Here is a 14,645-nt window from a genome sequence, read left to right as displayed (position 1 = left end):
TGAGCTGGTTCATTTTCCTCGGCGCTGCCGTCGGGGTGCGCGAGAACTATCACCTCGGCTTCGACGTCCTGCTCTACGTGCTGCCGAAAGGCGGAAAGCGTTGGCTGAGGATGATCTCGGATCTCGTCGCGCTCGCCTTCGGCATCGGCATGATCTGGTATGGCAGCCAGCTGGTCGCGCTGACCTGGGGCGCCACCTTGCCGTCGCTCGGCATATCGGGGGGCTGGGACTACGTCCCGCTTGTCGCGGGAGGCGTGCTCATCGTGCTGTTCACGCTGGAGCGCATCGTGCTTCGCCTCTCCGGTGCGCCGATCGACGATGCGCTCGACGAATTGCCGCCGGCGGAAGTCGCAGCCGAACTCGACACAGCCAACGTGAAGGTCTGACGCCATGGAACTCTGGATACTTTTTGGCGTCTTCACCGTCCTGATGCTCATCGGCACGCCAATCGCTTTCTGCCTCGGCGTCGCAAGCTTTGCCACCGTTCTCTATATGGGCCTGCCGCCGCTCATCGTGTTCCAGCGCCTGAATTCCGGCATGAGCGTCTTTTCGCTGCTGGCCATTCCGTTTTTCATCTACGCCGGCGACCTGATGGTGCGCGGCGGCATCGCCAGCAAGATCGTTGCCTTCGCCGGCTCGCTGGTCGGCCACATGCGCGGCGGCCTCGGGCAGGTCAACATCGCGACCGCTACACTGTTCGGCGGCATTTCGGGCTCCGCCGTGGCGGAGGCCGCGGCGGTGGGCGGCTTGATGATCCCGCAGATGAAGGCGCGTGGCTATGGAGCGGATTACGCCGTCAACGTCACCTCGATGGCGGCGCTGATCGCGCTGCTGCTGCCGCCGTCGCACAACATGATCATCTACTCGATCTCGGCAGGCGGAAAGATCTCCATCGCCGACCTGTTCACCGCCGGCATCATCCCGGGCCTGCTGTTGGCCCTGGCGCTGATGATCACCGCCTACTTCGTGGCGCGCTCGCGCGGCTATCCGACCGAGCCGTTTCCTGGCTTCGCCGCCGTCGCGCATCTCTTCGCGGTCGCGGTGCCAGGCCTGCTGCTGATAGCGATCATCTTCGGCGGCGTGCGATCGGGCGTTTTCACAGCCACCGAGAGTTCCTGCATCGCCGTCATCTATGCATTGCTCGTGACTGTCCTAGTCTACCGGCAGATGACCTGGGAAGGTTTCGTTCATGCCACCCATGGCGCCGTGCGCACCACGGCCATGGTGCTGCTCATCATTGGCATGGCAGCGGCGTTCTCGTGGTTGATGGCCTTCCTCAAAGTGCCGGCAGCGCTGATAGCCTCGATGAACGCGATCTCGGAAGATCCGCTGGTCGTGCTGCTCCTGCTCAACCTCTTGATGCTGTTCCTCGGCACCTTCATGGACATGGGGCCGACGATCATCATTTGCACGCCGATCTTCCTGCCCGTGGCGCAGGCCTACGGCGTCGATCCGGTGCATTTCGGTGTCATCATGATCCTCAACTTCGGCATCGGGCTGAACACGCCGCCGGTGGGCGCAGTGCAGTTCGTGGCGTGCGCGGTGGGCAAGATATCCGTCTGGGAAGCGATGCGCTCGATCTGGCCGTTCTATGGGGCCGGCATCGTGGTGCTGGGGCTCGTCACTTACATTCCGGCCATCTCGCTATGGTTGCCGAGCGTCTTCAAATAGGGGCTGGCAATGGCATCGGATATGGCAATCAACCTGAAGGTCGAACGCAAGCCCAAGCTGTCGGAGACCGTGGTCGCGGCGATCCGCAAGCAGTTGCAGGCGGGCGAGATCCAGCCAGGCCAAAAGCTGCCGACCGAGGGTCGGCTGACCGAAACCTTCGGGGTCAGCCGCACCGTCATCCGCGAAGCGCTGGCCAAGCTTGCCGCCGACGGTCTGGTCGAGCCGCGCCAGGGCGCCGGGGTCTTCGTCACCGAGCACATCTCGACGATGTTCGGCACGCTGGCTGCGGACATCGGCAGCAAGGATTCGATCGCGCTCAACGTCCTGGAGGTGCGCCTGGCGATCGAGATCGAATCCGCCGGGCTGGCCGCTATCCGTCGCAATGCCGCGCAGGAAGCGGCGATCCAGGAGGCGTTCTTCGAGTTCGAGCGGCTGCTGTTGAACAGCGAGCCGACAGGTCCGGCCGACCTCGCCTTCCACCGGGCGATCGCCAGCGCCACCAACAATCCGTTCTATGTCGAGATGCTCGACGTGCTCGGCCGGCGCGCCATTCCTTGCGACGTGACATCGCCGTGGTCGACAGAACTCGCCCAATCCGACGCCTATCAGCGCGGCCTGCAAGACGAGCATCTGGTGATCCTAAACGCCATTACATCAGGCGATGCCGAGTCGGCGCGCGAAGCGATGCGCGCGCATCTCAGCGCCAGCCAGCAGCGCTATCGCGAGCGCCTGCACGCACGCCAGATTTTTTATGCCGATTCGGTCAAGGCCGCGGCAACCGAATGACCAATGAGGCAGCCCAATGGGACAGCAATGAATCACACTGACAATCACACCGACTTCACCTCGCGCTTCGCCATCGACCCTGTTACCGCCGCGGCGATGGGGACGGACGAGCTCCGCCACAACTTTCTGATCGAAGGCTTGTTTCAGCTCGGCCGCATCGGCCTGACCTATACGCATTACGACCGCATGATCGTTGGCGGCGCCATGCCTGCCGGGACACCGCTTTCGCTGCAGGCGATCAAGCCGACCGGAACAAAGAACTTTCTCGATCGCCGCGAAATGATCGCCGTCAACATCGGCGGCGCCGGCATCGTGAAAGCCGGCGGCCAGTCCTACGAGCTGCAGCCCCGCGACATGCTGTATCTCGGCATGGGCGCCAACGAAGTGTCGTTCGCCCCAGTCAATCCAGCCGAGTCGGCCAAGTTCTATCTGCTCAGCGCGCCGGCGCATCAGAGCCATCCCAGCCAGCTGATCCGCATCGGCGATGCCAAGCGGCTCGACCTCGGCAGTCAGGCGACCTGCAACGAGCGCTCGATCTTCCAGTTCATCCATGCCGAGGGTGTGAAGACCTGCCAACTCGTCGTCGGCATGACCCAACTCGCCCCAGGCTCGGTCTGGAACACCATGCCGTGCCATGTGCATGACCGCCGCATGGAGGCTTATCTCTATTTCGACCTGCCGGAGACGGCGCGGGTGTTTCATTTCCTGGGCGAGCCGGACGAGACACGCCATCTCGTCATGCGCAACGAGGAAGCGGTGCTGTCGCCGGGCTGGTCGATCCATTCGGGCGCCGGCACCTCCAACTACGCCTTCATCTGGGCGATGGCCGGCGACAATGTCGACTATACGGATGTCGATCCGGTAGCGATGGAAGAGCTGCGATGAGCGACCTCTCCGCTTTCAGTCTGGCCGGCAAGCGCATTCTCGTCACCGGCGCCAACACCGGCATTGGCCAAGGCATCGCCCTGTCGATCGCGCGCGCCGGTGGTGCGGTGGTCGGCGTCGGCCGCTCTGCAATGGATGAGACCGCGGAAAAGATCGCTGCGGCGGGCGGACGCTTCGAGGCGGTGCGCTGCGACCTTGCCGATCATGCCGCCGCCCAGGCGATGCTCGATCGCGTCTGGGACGAAACCGGGCCGCTCGACGGGCTGGTCAACAATGCCGGCATCATCCGGCGCGCCGACGCCGTCGATTTGGGGCAAGCCGATTGGGACGATGTCATGGACGTCAATCTGAAGACGGTGTTTTTTCTCAGCCAGAGCTTTGCCCGGCGCGTGCTTGCCGACCCCGAACGGCGCGGCAAGATCGTCAACATCGCCTCGGTGCTGAGCTTCCAGGGCGGTATCCGCGTCGCCTCCTACACCGCCTCGAAACACGGCGTGCTCGGCATCACCCGGTTGCTCGCCTGCGAATGGGCGTCGAAAGGCATCAACGTCAACAGTATTGCGCCCGGCTACATCGAAACCAACAACACCGAGGCGCTGCGTGCCGACCCCGACCGCAGCACCGCCATTCTGGCGCGCATTCCAGCCGGGCGCTGGGGCGGACCGGAAGACATCGGCGACGCTGCCGTCTTCCTGCTGGCGCCGGCGTCAAACTACATGCATGGCGCGGTGGTGCCGGTGGACGGCGGCTGGCTGGCGCGATGAGGCGCATGCCCATGACGAGGATGTGGCGATGACCGGAACGAAGATCTTTGCGCATGCCGGCGAGGGCGTGTGGACGCCGACCCCGGATGGCAACCGCAGGCGTGTGCTGCTGCACACCGACGAATTGATGATGGTCGAGTTCGGTTTCGACAAGGGCGGTGTCGGCGCGCTGCATTCGCACCCGCATGTCCAGGCGAGCTATGTCGCCGAGGGCCGCTTCGAGGTCACCATCGACGGCACGACCGAGATCCTGGAAACGGGAAGCAGCTTCATCGTCCCTTCCAACCTGATCCACGGCGTCAAGGCGCTCGAGGCCGGCCGCCTCGTCGACAGCTTTACCCCGCACCGCGCCGATTTCCTCGTCTGACAGTACGAGAACGCCCGCAGGTCACTACGAAGCGGCAGCCGATCTCGGAAGCAAAAAGCCCGCGCCTCCGGAGAGACGCGGGCGTGTTGCCTGGGCGCTTGTGGCGCCGCGGTACTCAAAACATCACCGCAGGACCTGAACCTGCCGAATCATGGTGAAGATAGGATTAATCGGCCCGAGCCGTTGCGCGATATTCACAGCCAAAGTGAATAGAGGCTGGAATCACGCTCGCATATCCGCCAATGAGGAGGATAACTTTCAGACGGAGCCGACGGAGACAGGACTTGAGGAGCGTTCGAATGTCCGAATCGGCTGTCCAAGCGGTCACCCGACGATTCGCCAGGGAGCTTTGGCAGGTCACGTCGCCGCTGATTCGGGCCGTTCCCCCAATGCCTTTTCGGGCAGCGCCGATCATAGAAATTCCCTGATGCAGGCAGCGGCGGCGAGCGTCCCGGCGGAGGATCCCAAGCGGCGCGTCCTGAAGGACGTGTTCGGCTTCGACGATTTTCGTCCCGGCCAGGACGCCGTGACGGAGGCGCTGCTGGCCGGGCGTCATGTGCTGGCCGTCATGCCGACCGGCGCCGGCAAATCACTCTGCTACCAGGTCCCGGCGCTGGTCCTGGGCGGTCTCACCATTGTCGTTTCGCCGCTGGTGGCGCTGATGCAGGACCAGGTCGCCGCATTGCGTCTTGCCGGCGTGGCCGCCGATACGATCAATTCCTCGCTCGACCGCGATGCCAATGTCGCCGCATGGCGCCGCGTCGCGGCGGGCCAGACGCGCCTGCTCTATCTTGCACCGGAGCGGCTGATGACCGCGCGGATGATCGAGGCGCTGGCCAGGCTCGACATCCGGCTGATCGCTGTCGACGAGGCGCATTGCATCTCCCAATGGGGGCCGTCTTTCCGGCGCGAATATGAAGAGTTGTCGCGGCTGCGCGACATTTTCCCTGATGTGCCGATCATTGCGCTGACGGCGACAGCGGACGAGGCGACGCGCACCGACATCGCCGGACAATTGTTCGCCGGGCGTGTCGAAACCCTGGTGCTGGGCTTCGACCGGCCGAACATCAAGCTTGGCGTCGAGGCCAAGCAGGACAGCAAGCGCCAATTGCTGGGCTTCGTGCAGCGTCATGCCGGCCGCAGCGGGATCGTCTATTGCCTGTCGCGCAAGAAGACGGAAGAGATGGCGGCGTTCCTCGAGAAGAACGGCGTGCGCGCCCTGGCCTATCATGCCGGCATGAGCAAGGAGGCGCGTGAAGCAAATCAAAACGCTTTCATGACCCTGTCGGGCGTGGTGATGGTGGCGACCATCGCCTTCGGCATGGGGATCGACAAGCCTGACGTCGCCTATGTCTTCCACACCGACCTGCCGGGCAGCCTCGAAGCCTATTATCAGGAAATCGGCCGCGCCGGCCGCGACGGGCGGGCTGCCGAGGCACATATGCTCTTCGGTCTCGGCGACATTCGCATGCGGCGGCTTTTCATCGACGACGAGGACGCGCCGGCGGAGCATAAAAGGCGCGCGCATGGCCGGCTCGATACGCTGATCGGCTATTGCGAAACGGCCCAGTGCCGTCGCCAGATCCTGCTTGGCTATTTCGGCGAACCAGCAATGCCTTGCGGCAATTGCGACAACTGCCTCGACCAGACGCCGCATTCGGATGGCGAGGCGGAGGCACGGATCGTCTTCGCGGCCATCGCGCAGACCGGCGAGCGTTTTGGCGCCGCCCATATCGTCGATGTTCTGCTCGGCCATGAAACCGAGAAGGTCCTGGCCAGGAACCACCAAAGGCTTGCCAGCTTCGGGACCGGTGTGGCGCGCAAGAAGGACGTCTGGCAGTCGCTCATCCGCCAGCTCGTCGCGGGAGGGTTTGTGACTTTTGACTCAGGCGGCCATGGCGGCCTTGCCATCGCCGAAAAGGGCCGTGAGCTGGCCCGTGGCGAGGTCCCGTTCCGGTATCGCGTAGAAGTGCGGAACCGCGCGGCACGAGACAAGACTCGTCCCACCCCGAATGCTGCCGCGGGCACGGAAGACCTGGATACCGCGCTCTTGGCCACGCTCAAGGCGGTTCGACTGCGTCTCGCCCGGGAGTGCCAGGTGCCGGCCTTCGTCATCTTCTCCGATCGCACGCTGATCGACATGGCCGAACGCTGCCCGCGCGACCTCGACGCCTTCGCCGCAGTCAATGGCGTCGGCGCCGCAAAACTCAGGGAATTCGGCGAGATCTTCCTCGGCGCAATCGCTGCGCACCAATCCCGTGGATCGGCCTGAGACAGCCAAGGATCAAGTCCGCGGTGCTGCATCAGGTCAATTTGCGAGACAGCATTTCTTCGCTTTCTTGCCGCTGCCACAGGGACATGGGTCATTTCGTCCGACATGGCGCAAAGGATTTGTGACCGGCGCTGTCAGGCTCGGCAACTCGTCGAGCCAGGTCTTTTCAGGCAAGGGCGATTGCCGATCTTCCTCGTCAGGAAACCCTGCATGGCGGCTCCATTCCAACGCTTCAAGCACATCGTCGATATAGTCGAGACCGGCACGCCTGAATCGGTCCTCGATATCGTTCGGGCTTTGCTCGGCTGCCAGGAGATCGTCTTCGAAATCACTGAGTTCAAGCATGCCCAATGGGACGCGGCCGTCGACCGACGAGACGGACGCGCCATTGTTCCGTCTGTCCGTCGAACCGAACGAGCGCAACGGGCTGCTCACCGTCTGCCGACTGATGGTGGACAAGATCACCACGGTCCCAAAGTCCAAGATCGGCGCAAATATCGGGCGGTTAGACGACGCGGACATCCTGCGCCTCAATCAGGCCGTTATCGTTTTCCTCGGCTTGGCCGTGTCGCGGAGACTGAAGCCGTGACGGTGAGGATGACAGAATCCACGGAACCGTCGAGCCTCGGCTGTAATACTGCGAAATCGATCATTTTCAGCCTTCGGCAGCAGGCTCTCACACCGATGCCGCAATCAGCACCTGCTTCGTCTCACAGCTGCGATCGCGGCCTCCTGCTGCTGCAATTGCTCGATTTTCGCGTTCTGGCGGGCAGTGACGGTAGTGGCGACACGCCGGGCTCCCCATAGCCAGTTCGGAATGTTGGTTTTCGCGACTTTGCCCCGGGTGATCGCTGTCGCCGACAGCTCCTTGGCGACTTCACCCATGGCGACGTTGAGTTCGACGCAACTCATCCTGTCGTATTTCGCGGCATCAAAGGATGCATGGAAGGGCGATGCGCAACCTCCGACAAACACGATGCTGCACATCAGGGATATGGCTGGCGAGATGGCTTTCATTTTATCAAGTAGATTTGACGCCGGACGGGCGAATGAGGCATGTGAAGCTCACAACACTCTGCCCTGGGCGTCATTCCCTATTCAACCTCGAAGAATTTCGAGAGAGCCGCTGCGGTCTGGTGAGGGTGCTCTTCTGGAAAGAAGTGCCCGCCCGGAACGGGACCTCCTTCAACTCTGTCGGCCCATTTCCTCCAGATAGCCAGCGGTCCGCCTTCCTCCGCATACCAGGTCTCCAGGCCGCCCTGGCTACTCCACAGTGCCAGGAGCGGACACTTAATGCGACGACCGTTTATCTGGTCCAGCGCGTCATGTTCACGATCGATCGTGGCAGCGGCCCGATACTCTTCGCAAATCGCATGAATATGAACGGGATCGCGAAGCGCCCTGACATAGGCCTCCCTGATCGTTGCAGAGAACATTTCTGCCGGCGATCCCCACTGCACAATCGCATTGTCGACGATGGCATCGGGCGCCGCGCCGATCAGTCGCTCCGGCAGCGGTTCCGGTTGCGCAAGCAGGCTCCAGGGCCAGAATCGGAGAGCCAGTCTGGCATCCGCCCTGTCCCACGCGGCGGCGGTCGGGATGACGTCGAGGACCGCGACCCTGGATATCTCATCGGGGTGATCGAGTGCCAGGCGATAGGCGACCCGCCCGCCGCGGTCATGTCCGGCAACCATGAACCGCTCAAACCCCAACTGCTGCATGACTTGAACCATGTCTGCGGCCATGGCGCGTTTGGCGTATGGGCTATGCTCGGCCGAGGAGACCGGGCAGCCGCTTTGCCCATAGCCGCGAAGATCGGCGGCGACGACTGTGAAGCGGGGCGCCAGGGCCGCGGCAATATCCCTCCACATCAGATGCGTTTCTGGAAAACCATGAAGCAGCAGCAGCGGCGGACCGGTTCCGCCGACCCTTGCGAAAATGGTCGTGTCGTCCAGTTGCAAGCTGGTGGCCCTGAAACCTGCAAACACCGTTTTTCTCCTCGGTGTGCCTCAGGCGACAACGCACAAGGTGGCAGAAGGATCACGGTCGGCTGCTTTGCTGAATTTGTGGCGGTCCTGGAATTCTCCTCAATTGCCAGGTACGGAAGCTGCGGCCACTGATATTTCGATCGGCGCACCCCATATAGCGCCAAAGTGTCGCTTGAGGATTTGCCATGATGATTTCGCGTTCGAGCCGGTTTGCCGTTTTGTTTGCAGGACTGTTCCTGGCTTTTTCCATGGTCACGGCCGATTACGCGGAGGCGCGGCGTGGCGGCAGCTTCGGCAGCCGCGGCACGCGCACGTTCCAGTCGGTCCCGCCGACCAGGACGGCGCCACAGCCGGCCGCGCCGGTCGAGCGCTCGATGACGCCCAACACCGCAACGAACAATGCGGCGCGCCAGAGACCGGCAGCCCAACGACCAGGGATCTTCAGCGGCCTCGGCGGTTCGATGATGCGCGGCCTGCTGCTCGGCGGTCTGATCGGACTTCTTTTGGGCCAGGGGTTCGGCGGCTTGGCTGGCATGTTGGGCCTGCTGCTGCAAGGACTGCTGATCGGCGGCGCGATCATGCTGATCATCCGCTTTTTCCGGTCGCAATCGGCACGCAACCAAGCGCCTGCCATGGCCGGTGTTCCGCGGAGCATGGGCAATTTTGGGCGAAACGCGGCAGCCCAGCGCGAGGCGGACAACGTCACATCTTTCCCCATTCCAGGCATCGGGTCTGGCTTTGGCCGGACGGCTCCAGCCAACGATCAAATTACGATGACGCCGGCCGATCTCGATACATTCCAGCAGCGGTTGACCGAAGTTCAGGAAGCGTTCGGGCGTGAAGACCATGCTGGCTTGCGCCGGCTGGCGACCCCCGAGATGGTGTCGTACCTGTCCGAAGAACTTGCCGACAATGCCAAGAACGGCATCAGGAACGAGGTGTCGAACGTCAGCCTGCTGGAGGCCGATATTGCGGAGAGCTGGCGGGAAGATGATCGTGACTACGCGACGGCTGCCCTGCGCTACGAGTCTCTTGACGTAATGCGCGATCGCGCCAGCGGCAAGATCGTCGCCGGCGAAGCCGATCGGCCGACGGAAACAACCGAACTGTGGACCTTCACGCGCCAGAACGGCGGCGACTGGAAGCTGGCGGCAATACAGCAGCCCTGACCGTTATGCTGCAGCCTCGGCGGTTCACGTCATCTGGCGAGCCATGATGTATGGACGGTTGTCGTCGCCCTCTTTGCGGGGCTTTCAGTGGCAAGAACGTCGAAGCCCGCGGCATCGATAGTCAGTCGCGATGGCGCAGCGCATCGACCAGGGCAACGAAAGCAGGCGAGGATTGCCGGCGGCTCGGATAATAGAGATGGTAGCCATCCCAATAGGGCGACCATCCTTCCAGGGCCCGCGCCAGCCGCCCTTTGGCGATGTGGGGAAGGGCCATTTCTTCCGGAACATAGCCGAGGCCGCGGCCGGCCAGCGCGGCGTCCAGGACATGAAAGATGTTGTTGAAGACGAGCTGCCCATCGACGCGAATTTTGATCTCGCGGCCGTTCTCCTCGAACTCCCACACATAAAGGGCCCCGGACGTTGGAAAACGGTAGTTGATGCAATTGTGCTGCACGAGATCCTGCGGCTTCTCCGGCGCGGGATGCTCGGCAAAGTAGGATTCTTCGCCGACGACCGCGAAGCGGAAATCCGGTCCGATGCGAGCCGAGATCATGTCTTTCGCAAGCTGTTCGCCCATGCGGATCCCGGCGTCAAAGCGCTCCGTCACGATGTCGGTGAGGCCGTTGTCGAGCAGGAGTTCGACCTTGATGTCGGGATATTTCGGGAGAAAGCGTTTCAGCTTGGGCCAAAGGATGCTGCTGATTGCATAGTCGGGCGCTGACAGCCGGATGGTTCCAGCGGGCTTTTCCCTCAGTTCGTTCAGGGCATCGACCTCGATTTCGATCTGGTCAAAGTGCGGCCCAATCCGCTGCAAAAGCCTCTCTCCCGCCTCGGTGGGAGCCACCGCGCGGGTCGTGCGGGTGAGCAGGCGAACGCCAAGGCGCGCTTCGAGTTGACGGATGGTGTGGCTTAGCGCCGATTGCGATATGCCGAACCGGGCTGCGGCGCGCGTAAAGCTACGCTCCCGAGCAACAGCCAGGAACGCGAGCAGATCATTGACATTCTGCCGCGACACTCATGAATCCTTGTGATAGCCAGAACTCGATTATACCGGATAAATCGAAGGCGAACACAGAGACTTCATTGAGCGGCAGCTATTCAATCCGCCGCTCGCCCCCGGCGACGAACTACGAGCGGATTGCGCAGGTTTCAGTCGGCGCGTTCAACGCGGATGGTGACCGGACCGGGACGGTCAAAGATCGAGACATCGCCAGTGACCTGCCCGAGCCTGATGATGCCAGGCGCCGGGAGGCGACCGCTCCGATAGTAGATCACGAAATGATCGGAACTCCACAACCCAAGCGTGCCGGCAGAGAAGTCGCGCTGCCGCGCCAGCTCGGGCAAGGCGGAAGGCAGATTGCCGGTCTTTTCCTGGCGCAGATGATCGGACATCTCGATCGTAAGCGGCAGCATCTGCGCCAGAGATCTTGCGGCCTCGTTATCGGCGAGATCGGCTGTGACCTCGCCCCAATCCGAAAAAATGCGAATGCGTTCTTGAGCCATGGCAGATCCAACCGTTCCGAGTGCAATAACAGCGGCGTTCAGCAACAGTTTCAGCATGCCCTTGTGTCTCCCGATCTATGCTGATGGAGCCTGTTCCGTCCGGTACAGGCTCCATCGCGCCGCTCACGCGGAGAGGTGCTGATTGAAGAAGCTGGTCAGCTTGTCGAACGGGATCAGGTCGACGCGATCGTAGAGGTCGACGTGCCCGGCGCCGGAAACCCAAACAAGCTCCTTCGGCTCGGCCGCTCGCTGGTAGGGCTTCCTCGCTGAACTCGCGGGAGTGAGCCTGATCGCCGGCGATGAACAGCATCGGGCGCGGCGAGATCGTCTCGATGTCGTTGAACGGGTAGAAATTCATGAACTTGACGTTGCTGGTCAGCGTCGGATGCGTGGTGATCTGCGGGTTTGCGCTGGCGGGCGTGAATTCACCCCGCGGCGTACGGTAGAAGTCATAGAATTCCCGCTGGATCGGATGGGTGTCGGCGGTCAGCTCATGCACCGTGCCGCTGGTATATTCGACCTCGCCGCCTTCAAACTCTGCCCAGCGCCGCTCGGCAGCTGCAGCAATGGCCTGCTTGCGCTGCTCGACGCTCAGTGAATGGTTAAGCGCGTTGCGGTTGGCGGCCCCCATATCGTACATGCTGACGGTTGCGACGGCGCGCATCCGCGGGTCGATCTTGGCCGCGCTGATGACGAAGCTGCCGCTGCCGCAGACGCCGATCGCGCCGATGCGGTTTCTGTCGACGAATGGCCGTGTCCCCAGGAAATCGACCCCGGCGCTGAATGCTTCGGCGTAGACATCCGGTGAAACGATCTGGCGGGCCTCGCCCTCGCTTTCGCCCCAGAACGGCAGGTCGATGGACATGGCGACGAAGCCCTGTTCGGCCATCTTGGTGGCATAAAGATTTGCGCTCTGCTCCTTCACCGCACCCATCGGATGCCCGACGACGAGCGCCGGATGGCGCGCATTGCGGTCGAGCTTGTTGGGAATGAACAGATTGCCCACAACGTTCATCTCGTATTGGCTCTTGAAGGCGATCTTTTCCAGCGTCACCCGATCACTGGTGTAGAAGTTGTTGGCGCCGTTTGACATGTCTTGAGCCTTTGCGAAGGGGATGTTGAACAGCGACGCCGCACCGAGCGCGGCAACGCCGGCGCCGGTCAGCTTCAGGAGATCACGCCGGCCAAAGTCGACACTGGACTGCGCGGTGTTCTCGATTCCGCTCTGCTTGGTCATGCCTGTCTCCTTTGATCGTCCTGAACTGTCGCAGGCCTGCCGGGCCATGCTCATTTCCTCGGCATGTGCGGCAGTGTTGCGAATGTTCAAATAGAATAGCGACGACGCCGGCGATCGATTAGGCGGCAAAATCCGCATGTCGTTATGAGGGTGATTCATCAATCGAATAGCGCAGGCTCGTCCCGAAGGTGAACAGATTCGTCCGCCTCCGGCCGCGTCTGCATGCACAGGAAGAAGATCGTCACCGTGCCCAGCCGATCAAAGGTTCGGCGTCAACGAGTTCGACGATGGCATTTGGCCCTTGAGCCTCATGCCCTATGATCTTGGATACTTCGATCTGGAACAGAGGACATTGGCAAAGCCCCATCCCGCATTCTTGGCGCAGCCGGGATGCTCGCACCTATGGTGTATAATGCCGGGGCGCGTGACGGGCTCCATTGCATCAGGAAGGCGGATCAGTTCGTCACTCATGCTATGATCCTTTCTTCTGAGCAGGAGGTGGACTAGCCACCTCTGCGAACGGTGCGGAAAGCACGAGTTCATGCATGTCGAGACGCTTATCCCAACCGCTCGGGAACGGCAGGGCATTCGGGTTAGGCGGCTTGCCGAAAGGTTCGAATCCTGTCGGGTGCAGCATTGCCGCAGTTCGCTTGCCGACAACTATTCCTGCTGGAATTGACAGGGCCAATCTTCAGGCCTCGTCAAGCCAGAAGGCAACTCGGTCCGGGCGTCTCCGCAAGCCATGTTGAGCTGCCACTGGGACAGACCCGCCGAATTGGTAAGGTCGACGCCCTCGATACGGGTCAGAAAGAAAAAGGCGCGGTCAAAGTCTATCGACGCGGTGAACGTCGCTCCTCGGAAGTCCGCCCGTGCGAGATTGGCAAACGAGAAGCGGCTGCCGCTGATATCGGCGTCATGGAACCGCGCACGCCCCAATTCTGCCTTTGTGAAATCAACGTTGGTCAGAATGGCGTCCTGGAAATTCGAGCGCTGCAATTCCGCGCTCGCGAACACAGCGCCCTGCGCGTCCATACGGCTGAAGTCGGTCCTGTAGGCCTCGATTCTGTCGAACCGGGCGCCTTTGGCGGTCGAGTCGGCCAGGGAAGCACGCACAAGCGTTGCCTTCTCAAGATTTGCCGCAAGGAGATTGCTGTTCCTGAGGTCGGTCGAAGTGAAATCAACACCGAACAGGTTCGCCCCGCTCAGGTCCTGTCCTTCTAGGATGAGAAGCTTCTTGTCACACTCGTGCCAATTGACGCCAGGCGTCGCGGCTGCGTGGCAATTGTGAGCAGCAGTGGCATTCTGCCAAGCAAACACAGTGCAAATCGCTAGAACCAAGCCGGATGCGGCGTAAGCTCTGGTTCGCCTCAAAGTCATGGTTGCTGGACCTCTGCTACTCGCCGACACTCAACCTGACCACATCTGCTGACACTCGAGAGTGCTCCTCGTCTACACCACCGTCAACCCGGGAGCAGAGGACATGGCGACGGTCGCCGCAGATGCGCAGCGGACGTCGTCAACAATGGGAAGCCTGCTCGGGTGCTGACCGCCACCGCCGGCGTCCGCCGCCGACAAAGGGTGAATCCGCTTGGGTCCGCACCGATCGGTACTTCCCGACGGCGAGGTTGACCCGGCACGGGGTGCTAGTCGCGTATCCTGATTCCGCTGTCGCTACCCCACGACTTCGCTTAGCGAGGCCGAAGTTGATCTCTGCCATCTACCAGGTCGAAGCATGAACCCCGCATATTTGTGTCGTAAGCTGACGTGCCGCGAATACGGCGTTTTCGGCAGGCGGGCTTTATGGCGGGCGCGCAACCTATTCTTTGATTTTTATCAATGTAAACAATGTCGTATGGCGGAGAGGGAGGGATTCGAACCCCCGATGGGCTTGCACCCATGCCGCATTTCGAGTGCGGTGCATTCGACCACTCTGCCACCTCTCCGGGGTCATGGTCCGCCGTTGCCGGCGCGGCGCACTAGATAACGGCTGGACGGACAGGTTA

The 14,645-nt window shown here is 62.0% G+C and carries 16 protein-coding genes, 1 tRNA gene and 1 pseudogene; 10 read left to right on the top strand and 8 right to left on the bottom strand.

What is annotated here, in order from left to right; genetic code table 11:
* The 7 genes from AC0L2Z_RS15595 to recQ all read left to right on the top strand — a co-directional run.
* Positions 1-386 (top strand): TRAP transporter small permease (locus AC0L2Z_RS15595; protein ID WP_473628618.1); only part of this gene is annotated, 386 nt, incomplete at its 5' end.
* A 4-nt stretch (positions 387-390) separates the two neighbouring features.
* Complete coding sequence (locus AC0L2Z_RS15590) at positions 391-1,671, top strand: TRAP transporter large permease (protein WP_023800078.1); 1,281 nt, start codon at positions 391-393, stop codon at positions 1,669-1,671.
* Positions 1,672-1,680: 9 nt separating this feature from the next.
* Positions 1,681-2,457 carry a FadR/GntR family transcriptional regulator gene (locus tag AC0L2Z_RS15585; protein ID WP_023800077.1) on the top strand — a complete coding sequence of 259 codons (777 nt, stop codon included), beginning with the start codon at positions 1,681-1,683 and terminating at the stop codon, positions 2,455-2,457.
* Between the two features lie 27 nt (positions 2,458-2,484).
* Positions 2,485-3,342 carry a 5-dehydro-4-deoxy-D-glucuronate isomerase gene (gene kduI / locus AC0L2Z_RS15580; RefSeq protein WP_473628617.1) on the top strand — a complete coding sequence of 286 codons (858 nt, stop codon included), beginning with the start codon at positions 2,485-2,487 and terminating at the stop codon, positions 3,340-3,342.
* On the top strand, positions 3,339-4,106 hold the full coding sequence (gene kduD, locus AC0L2Z_RS15575) for a 2-dehydro-3-deoxy-D-gluconate 5-dehydrogenase KduD (RefSeq protein ID WP_128168578.1): 768 nt from the start codon (positions 3,339-3,341) through the stop codon (positions 4,104-4,106). Before kduI ends, kduD begins: the two co-directional genes overlap by 4 nt.
* A 28-nt stretch (positions 4,107-4,134) precedes the next feature.
* Positions 4,135-4,473: a cupin domain-containing protein gene (locus AC0L2Z_RS15570; RefSeq protein ID WP_128168577.1), complete on the top strand. Its 339-nt coding sequence runs from the start codon at positions 4,135-4,137 to the stop codon at positions 4,471-4,473.
* 427 nt (positions 4,474-4,900) lie between these two features.
* The gene (gene recQ, locus AC0L2Z_RS15565; protein WP_023800073.1) at positions 4,901-6,745 is read left to right on the top strand and encodes a DNA helicase RecQ; all 1,845 of its coding nucleotides are present in this window, start codon (positions 4,901-4,903) and stop codon (positions 6,743-6,745) included.
* A 36-nt stretch (positions 6,746-6,781) separates the two neighbouring features.
* Here the strand turns inward: recQ and AC0L2Z_RS15560 are convergent, their stop codons facing one another.
* The gene (locus AC0L2Z_RS15560; RefSeq protein WP_473628615.1) at positions 6,782-7,090 is read right to left on the bottom strand and encodes an SEC-C metal-binding domain-containing protein; all 309 of its coding nucleotides are present in this window, start codon (positions 7,088-7,090) and stop codon (positions 6,782-6,784) included.
* On the opposite strand from AC0L2Z_RS15560, the gene AC0L2Z_RS15555 reads away from it, so the two are divergent.
* Positions 7,089-7,334, top strand: a complete 246-nt coding sequence (locus AC0L2Z_RS15555; RefSeq protein ID WP_128168576.1) for a type II toxin-antitoxin system PemK/MazF family toxin — start codon at positions 7,089-7,091, stop codon at positions 7,332-7,334. The two genes, AC0L2Z_RS15560 and AC0L2Z_RS15555, sit on opposite strands and share 2 nt — an antisense overlap.
* A gap of 104 nt (positions 7,335-7,438) precedes the next feature.
* On the opposite strand, the gene AC0L2Z_RS15550 is transcribed toward AC0L2Z_RS15555, so the two are convergent.
* Complete coding sequence (locus AC0L2Z_RS15550; protein WP_128168575.1) at positions 7,439-7,762, bottom strand: hypothetical protein; 324 nt, start codon at positions 7,760-7,762, stop codon at positions 7,439-7,441.
* A 77-nt stretch (positions 7,763-7,839) separates the two neighbouring features.
* The gene (locus AC0L2Z_RS15545; protein ID WP_128168574.1) at positions 7,840-8,733 is read right to left on the bottom strand and encodes an alpha/beta fold hydrolase; all 894 of its coding nucleotides are present in this window, start codon (positions 8,731-8,733) and stop codon (positions 7,840-7,842) included.
* A 188-nt stretch (positions 8,734-8,921) separates the two neighbouring features.
* Between AC0L2Z_RS15545 and AC0L2Z_RS15540 the strand changes: the two genes are divergently transcribed.
* Positions 8,922-9,902, top strand: a complete 981-nt coding sequence (locus AC0L2Z_RS15540; protein ID WP_023800068.1) for a Tim44 domain-containing protein — start codon at positions 8,922-8,924, stop codon at positions 9,900-9,902.
* A 121-nt stretch (positions 9,903-10,023) separates the two neighbouring features.
* Here AC0L2Z_RS15540 and AC0L2Z_RS15535 read toward each other — a convergent pair whose 3' ends face one another.
* From AC0L2Z_RS15535 to AC0L2Z_RS15525, 3 genes are all read right to left on the bottom strand, one after another.
* On the bottom strand, positions 10,024-10,917 hold the full coding sequence (locus AC0L2Z_RS15535; protein WP_128173599.1) for a LysR family transcriptional regulator: 894 nt from the start codon (positions 10,915-10,917) through the stop codon (positions 10,024-10,026).
* Positions 10,918-11,051: 134 nt separating this feature from the next.
* Positions 11,052-11,405: a cyclophilin-like fold protein gene (locus tag AC0L2Z_RS15530; protein ID WP_473628612.1), complete on the bottom strand. Its 354-nt coding sequence runs from the start codon at positions 11,403-11,405 to the stop codon at positions 11,052-11,054.
* Complete coding sequence (locus AC0L2Z_RS15525) at positions 11,341-12,642, bottom strand: alpha/beta hydrolase (protein WP_473628611.1); 1,302 nt, start codon at positions 12,640-12,642, stop codon at positions 11,341-11,343. Before AC0L2Z_RS15525 ends, AC0L2Z_RS15530 begins: the two co-directional genes overlap by 65 nt.
* Before the next feature lie 201 nt (positions 12,643-12,843).
* Here AC0L2Z_RS15525 and AC0L2Z_RS15520 point away from each other — a divergent pair.
* Positions 12,844-13,120, top strand: a pseudogene (locus AC0L2Z_RS15520) (hypothetical protein); the annotation flags it as partial.
* 182 nt (positions 13,121-13,302) lie between these two features.
* Here the strand turns inward: AC0L2Z_RS15520 and AC0L2Z_RS15515 are convergent.
* Together AC0L2Z_RS15515 and AC0L2Z_RS15510 are read right to left on the bottom strand one after the other, a co-directional pair.
* Positions 13,303-14,019 (bottom strand): pentapeptide repeat-containing protein, encoded by a 717-nt coding sequence (locus tag AC0L2Z_RS15515; RefSeq protein WP_023800063.1) that lies wholly within the window; start codon positions 14,017-14,019, stop codon positions 13,303-13,305.
* Positions 14,020-14,495: 476 nt separating this feature from the next.
* A tRNA-Ser gene (locus tag AC0L2Z_RS15510) sits at positions 14,496-14,585 on the bottom strand.
* Positions 14,586-14,645: the final 60 nt, after the last annotated feature.

This window comes from Mesorhizobium sp. WSM4850 (assembly GCF_055811735.1).
The sequence above is the reverse complement of the archived record's forward strand: the minus strand, read 5'-3'. Positions and strand labels throughout refer to the sequence as shown.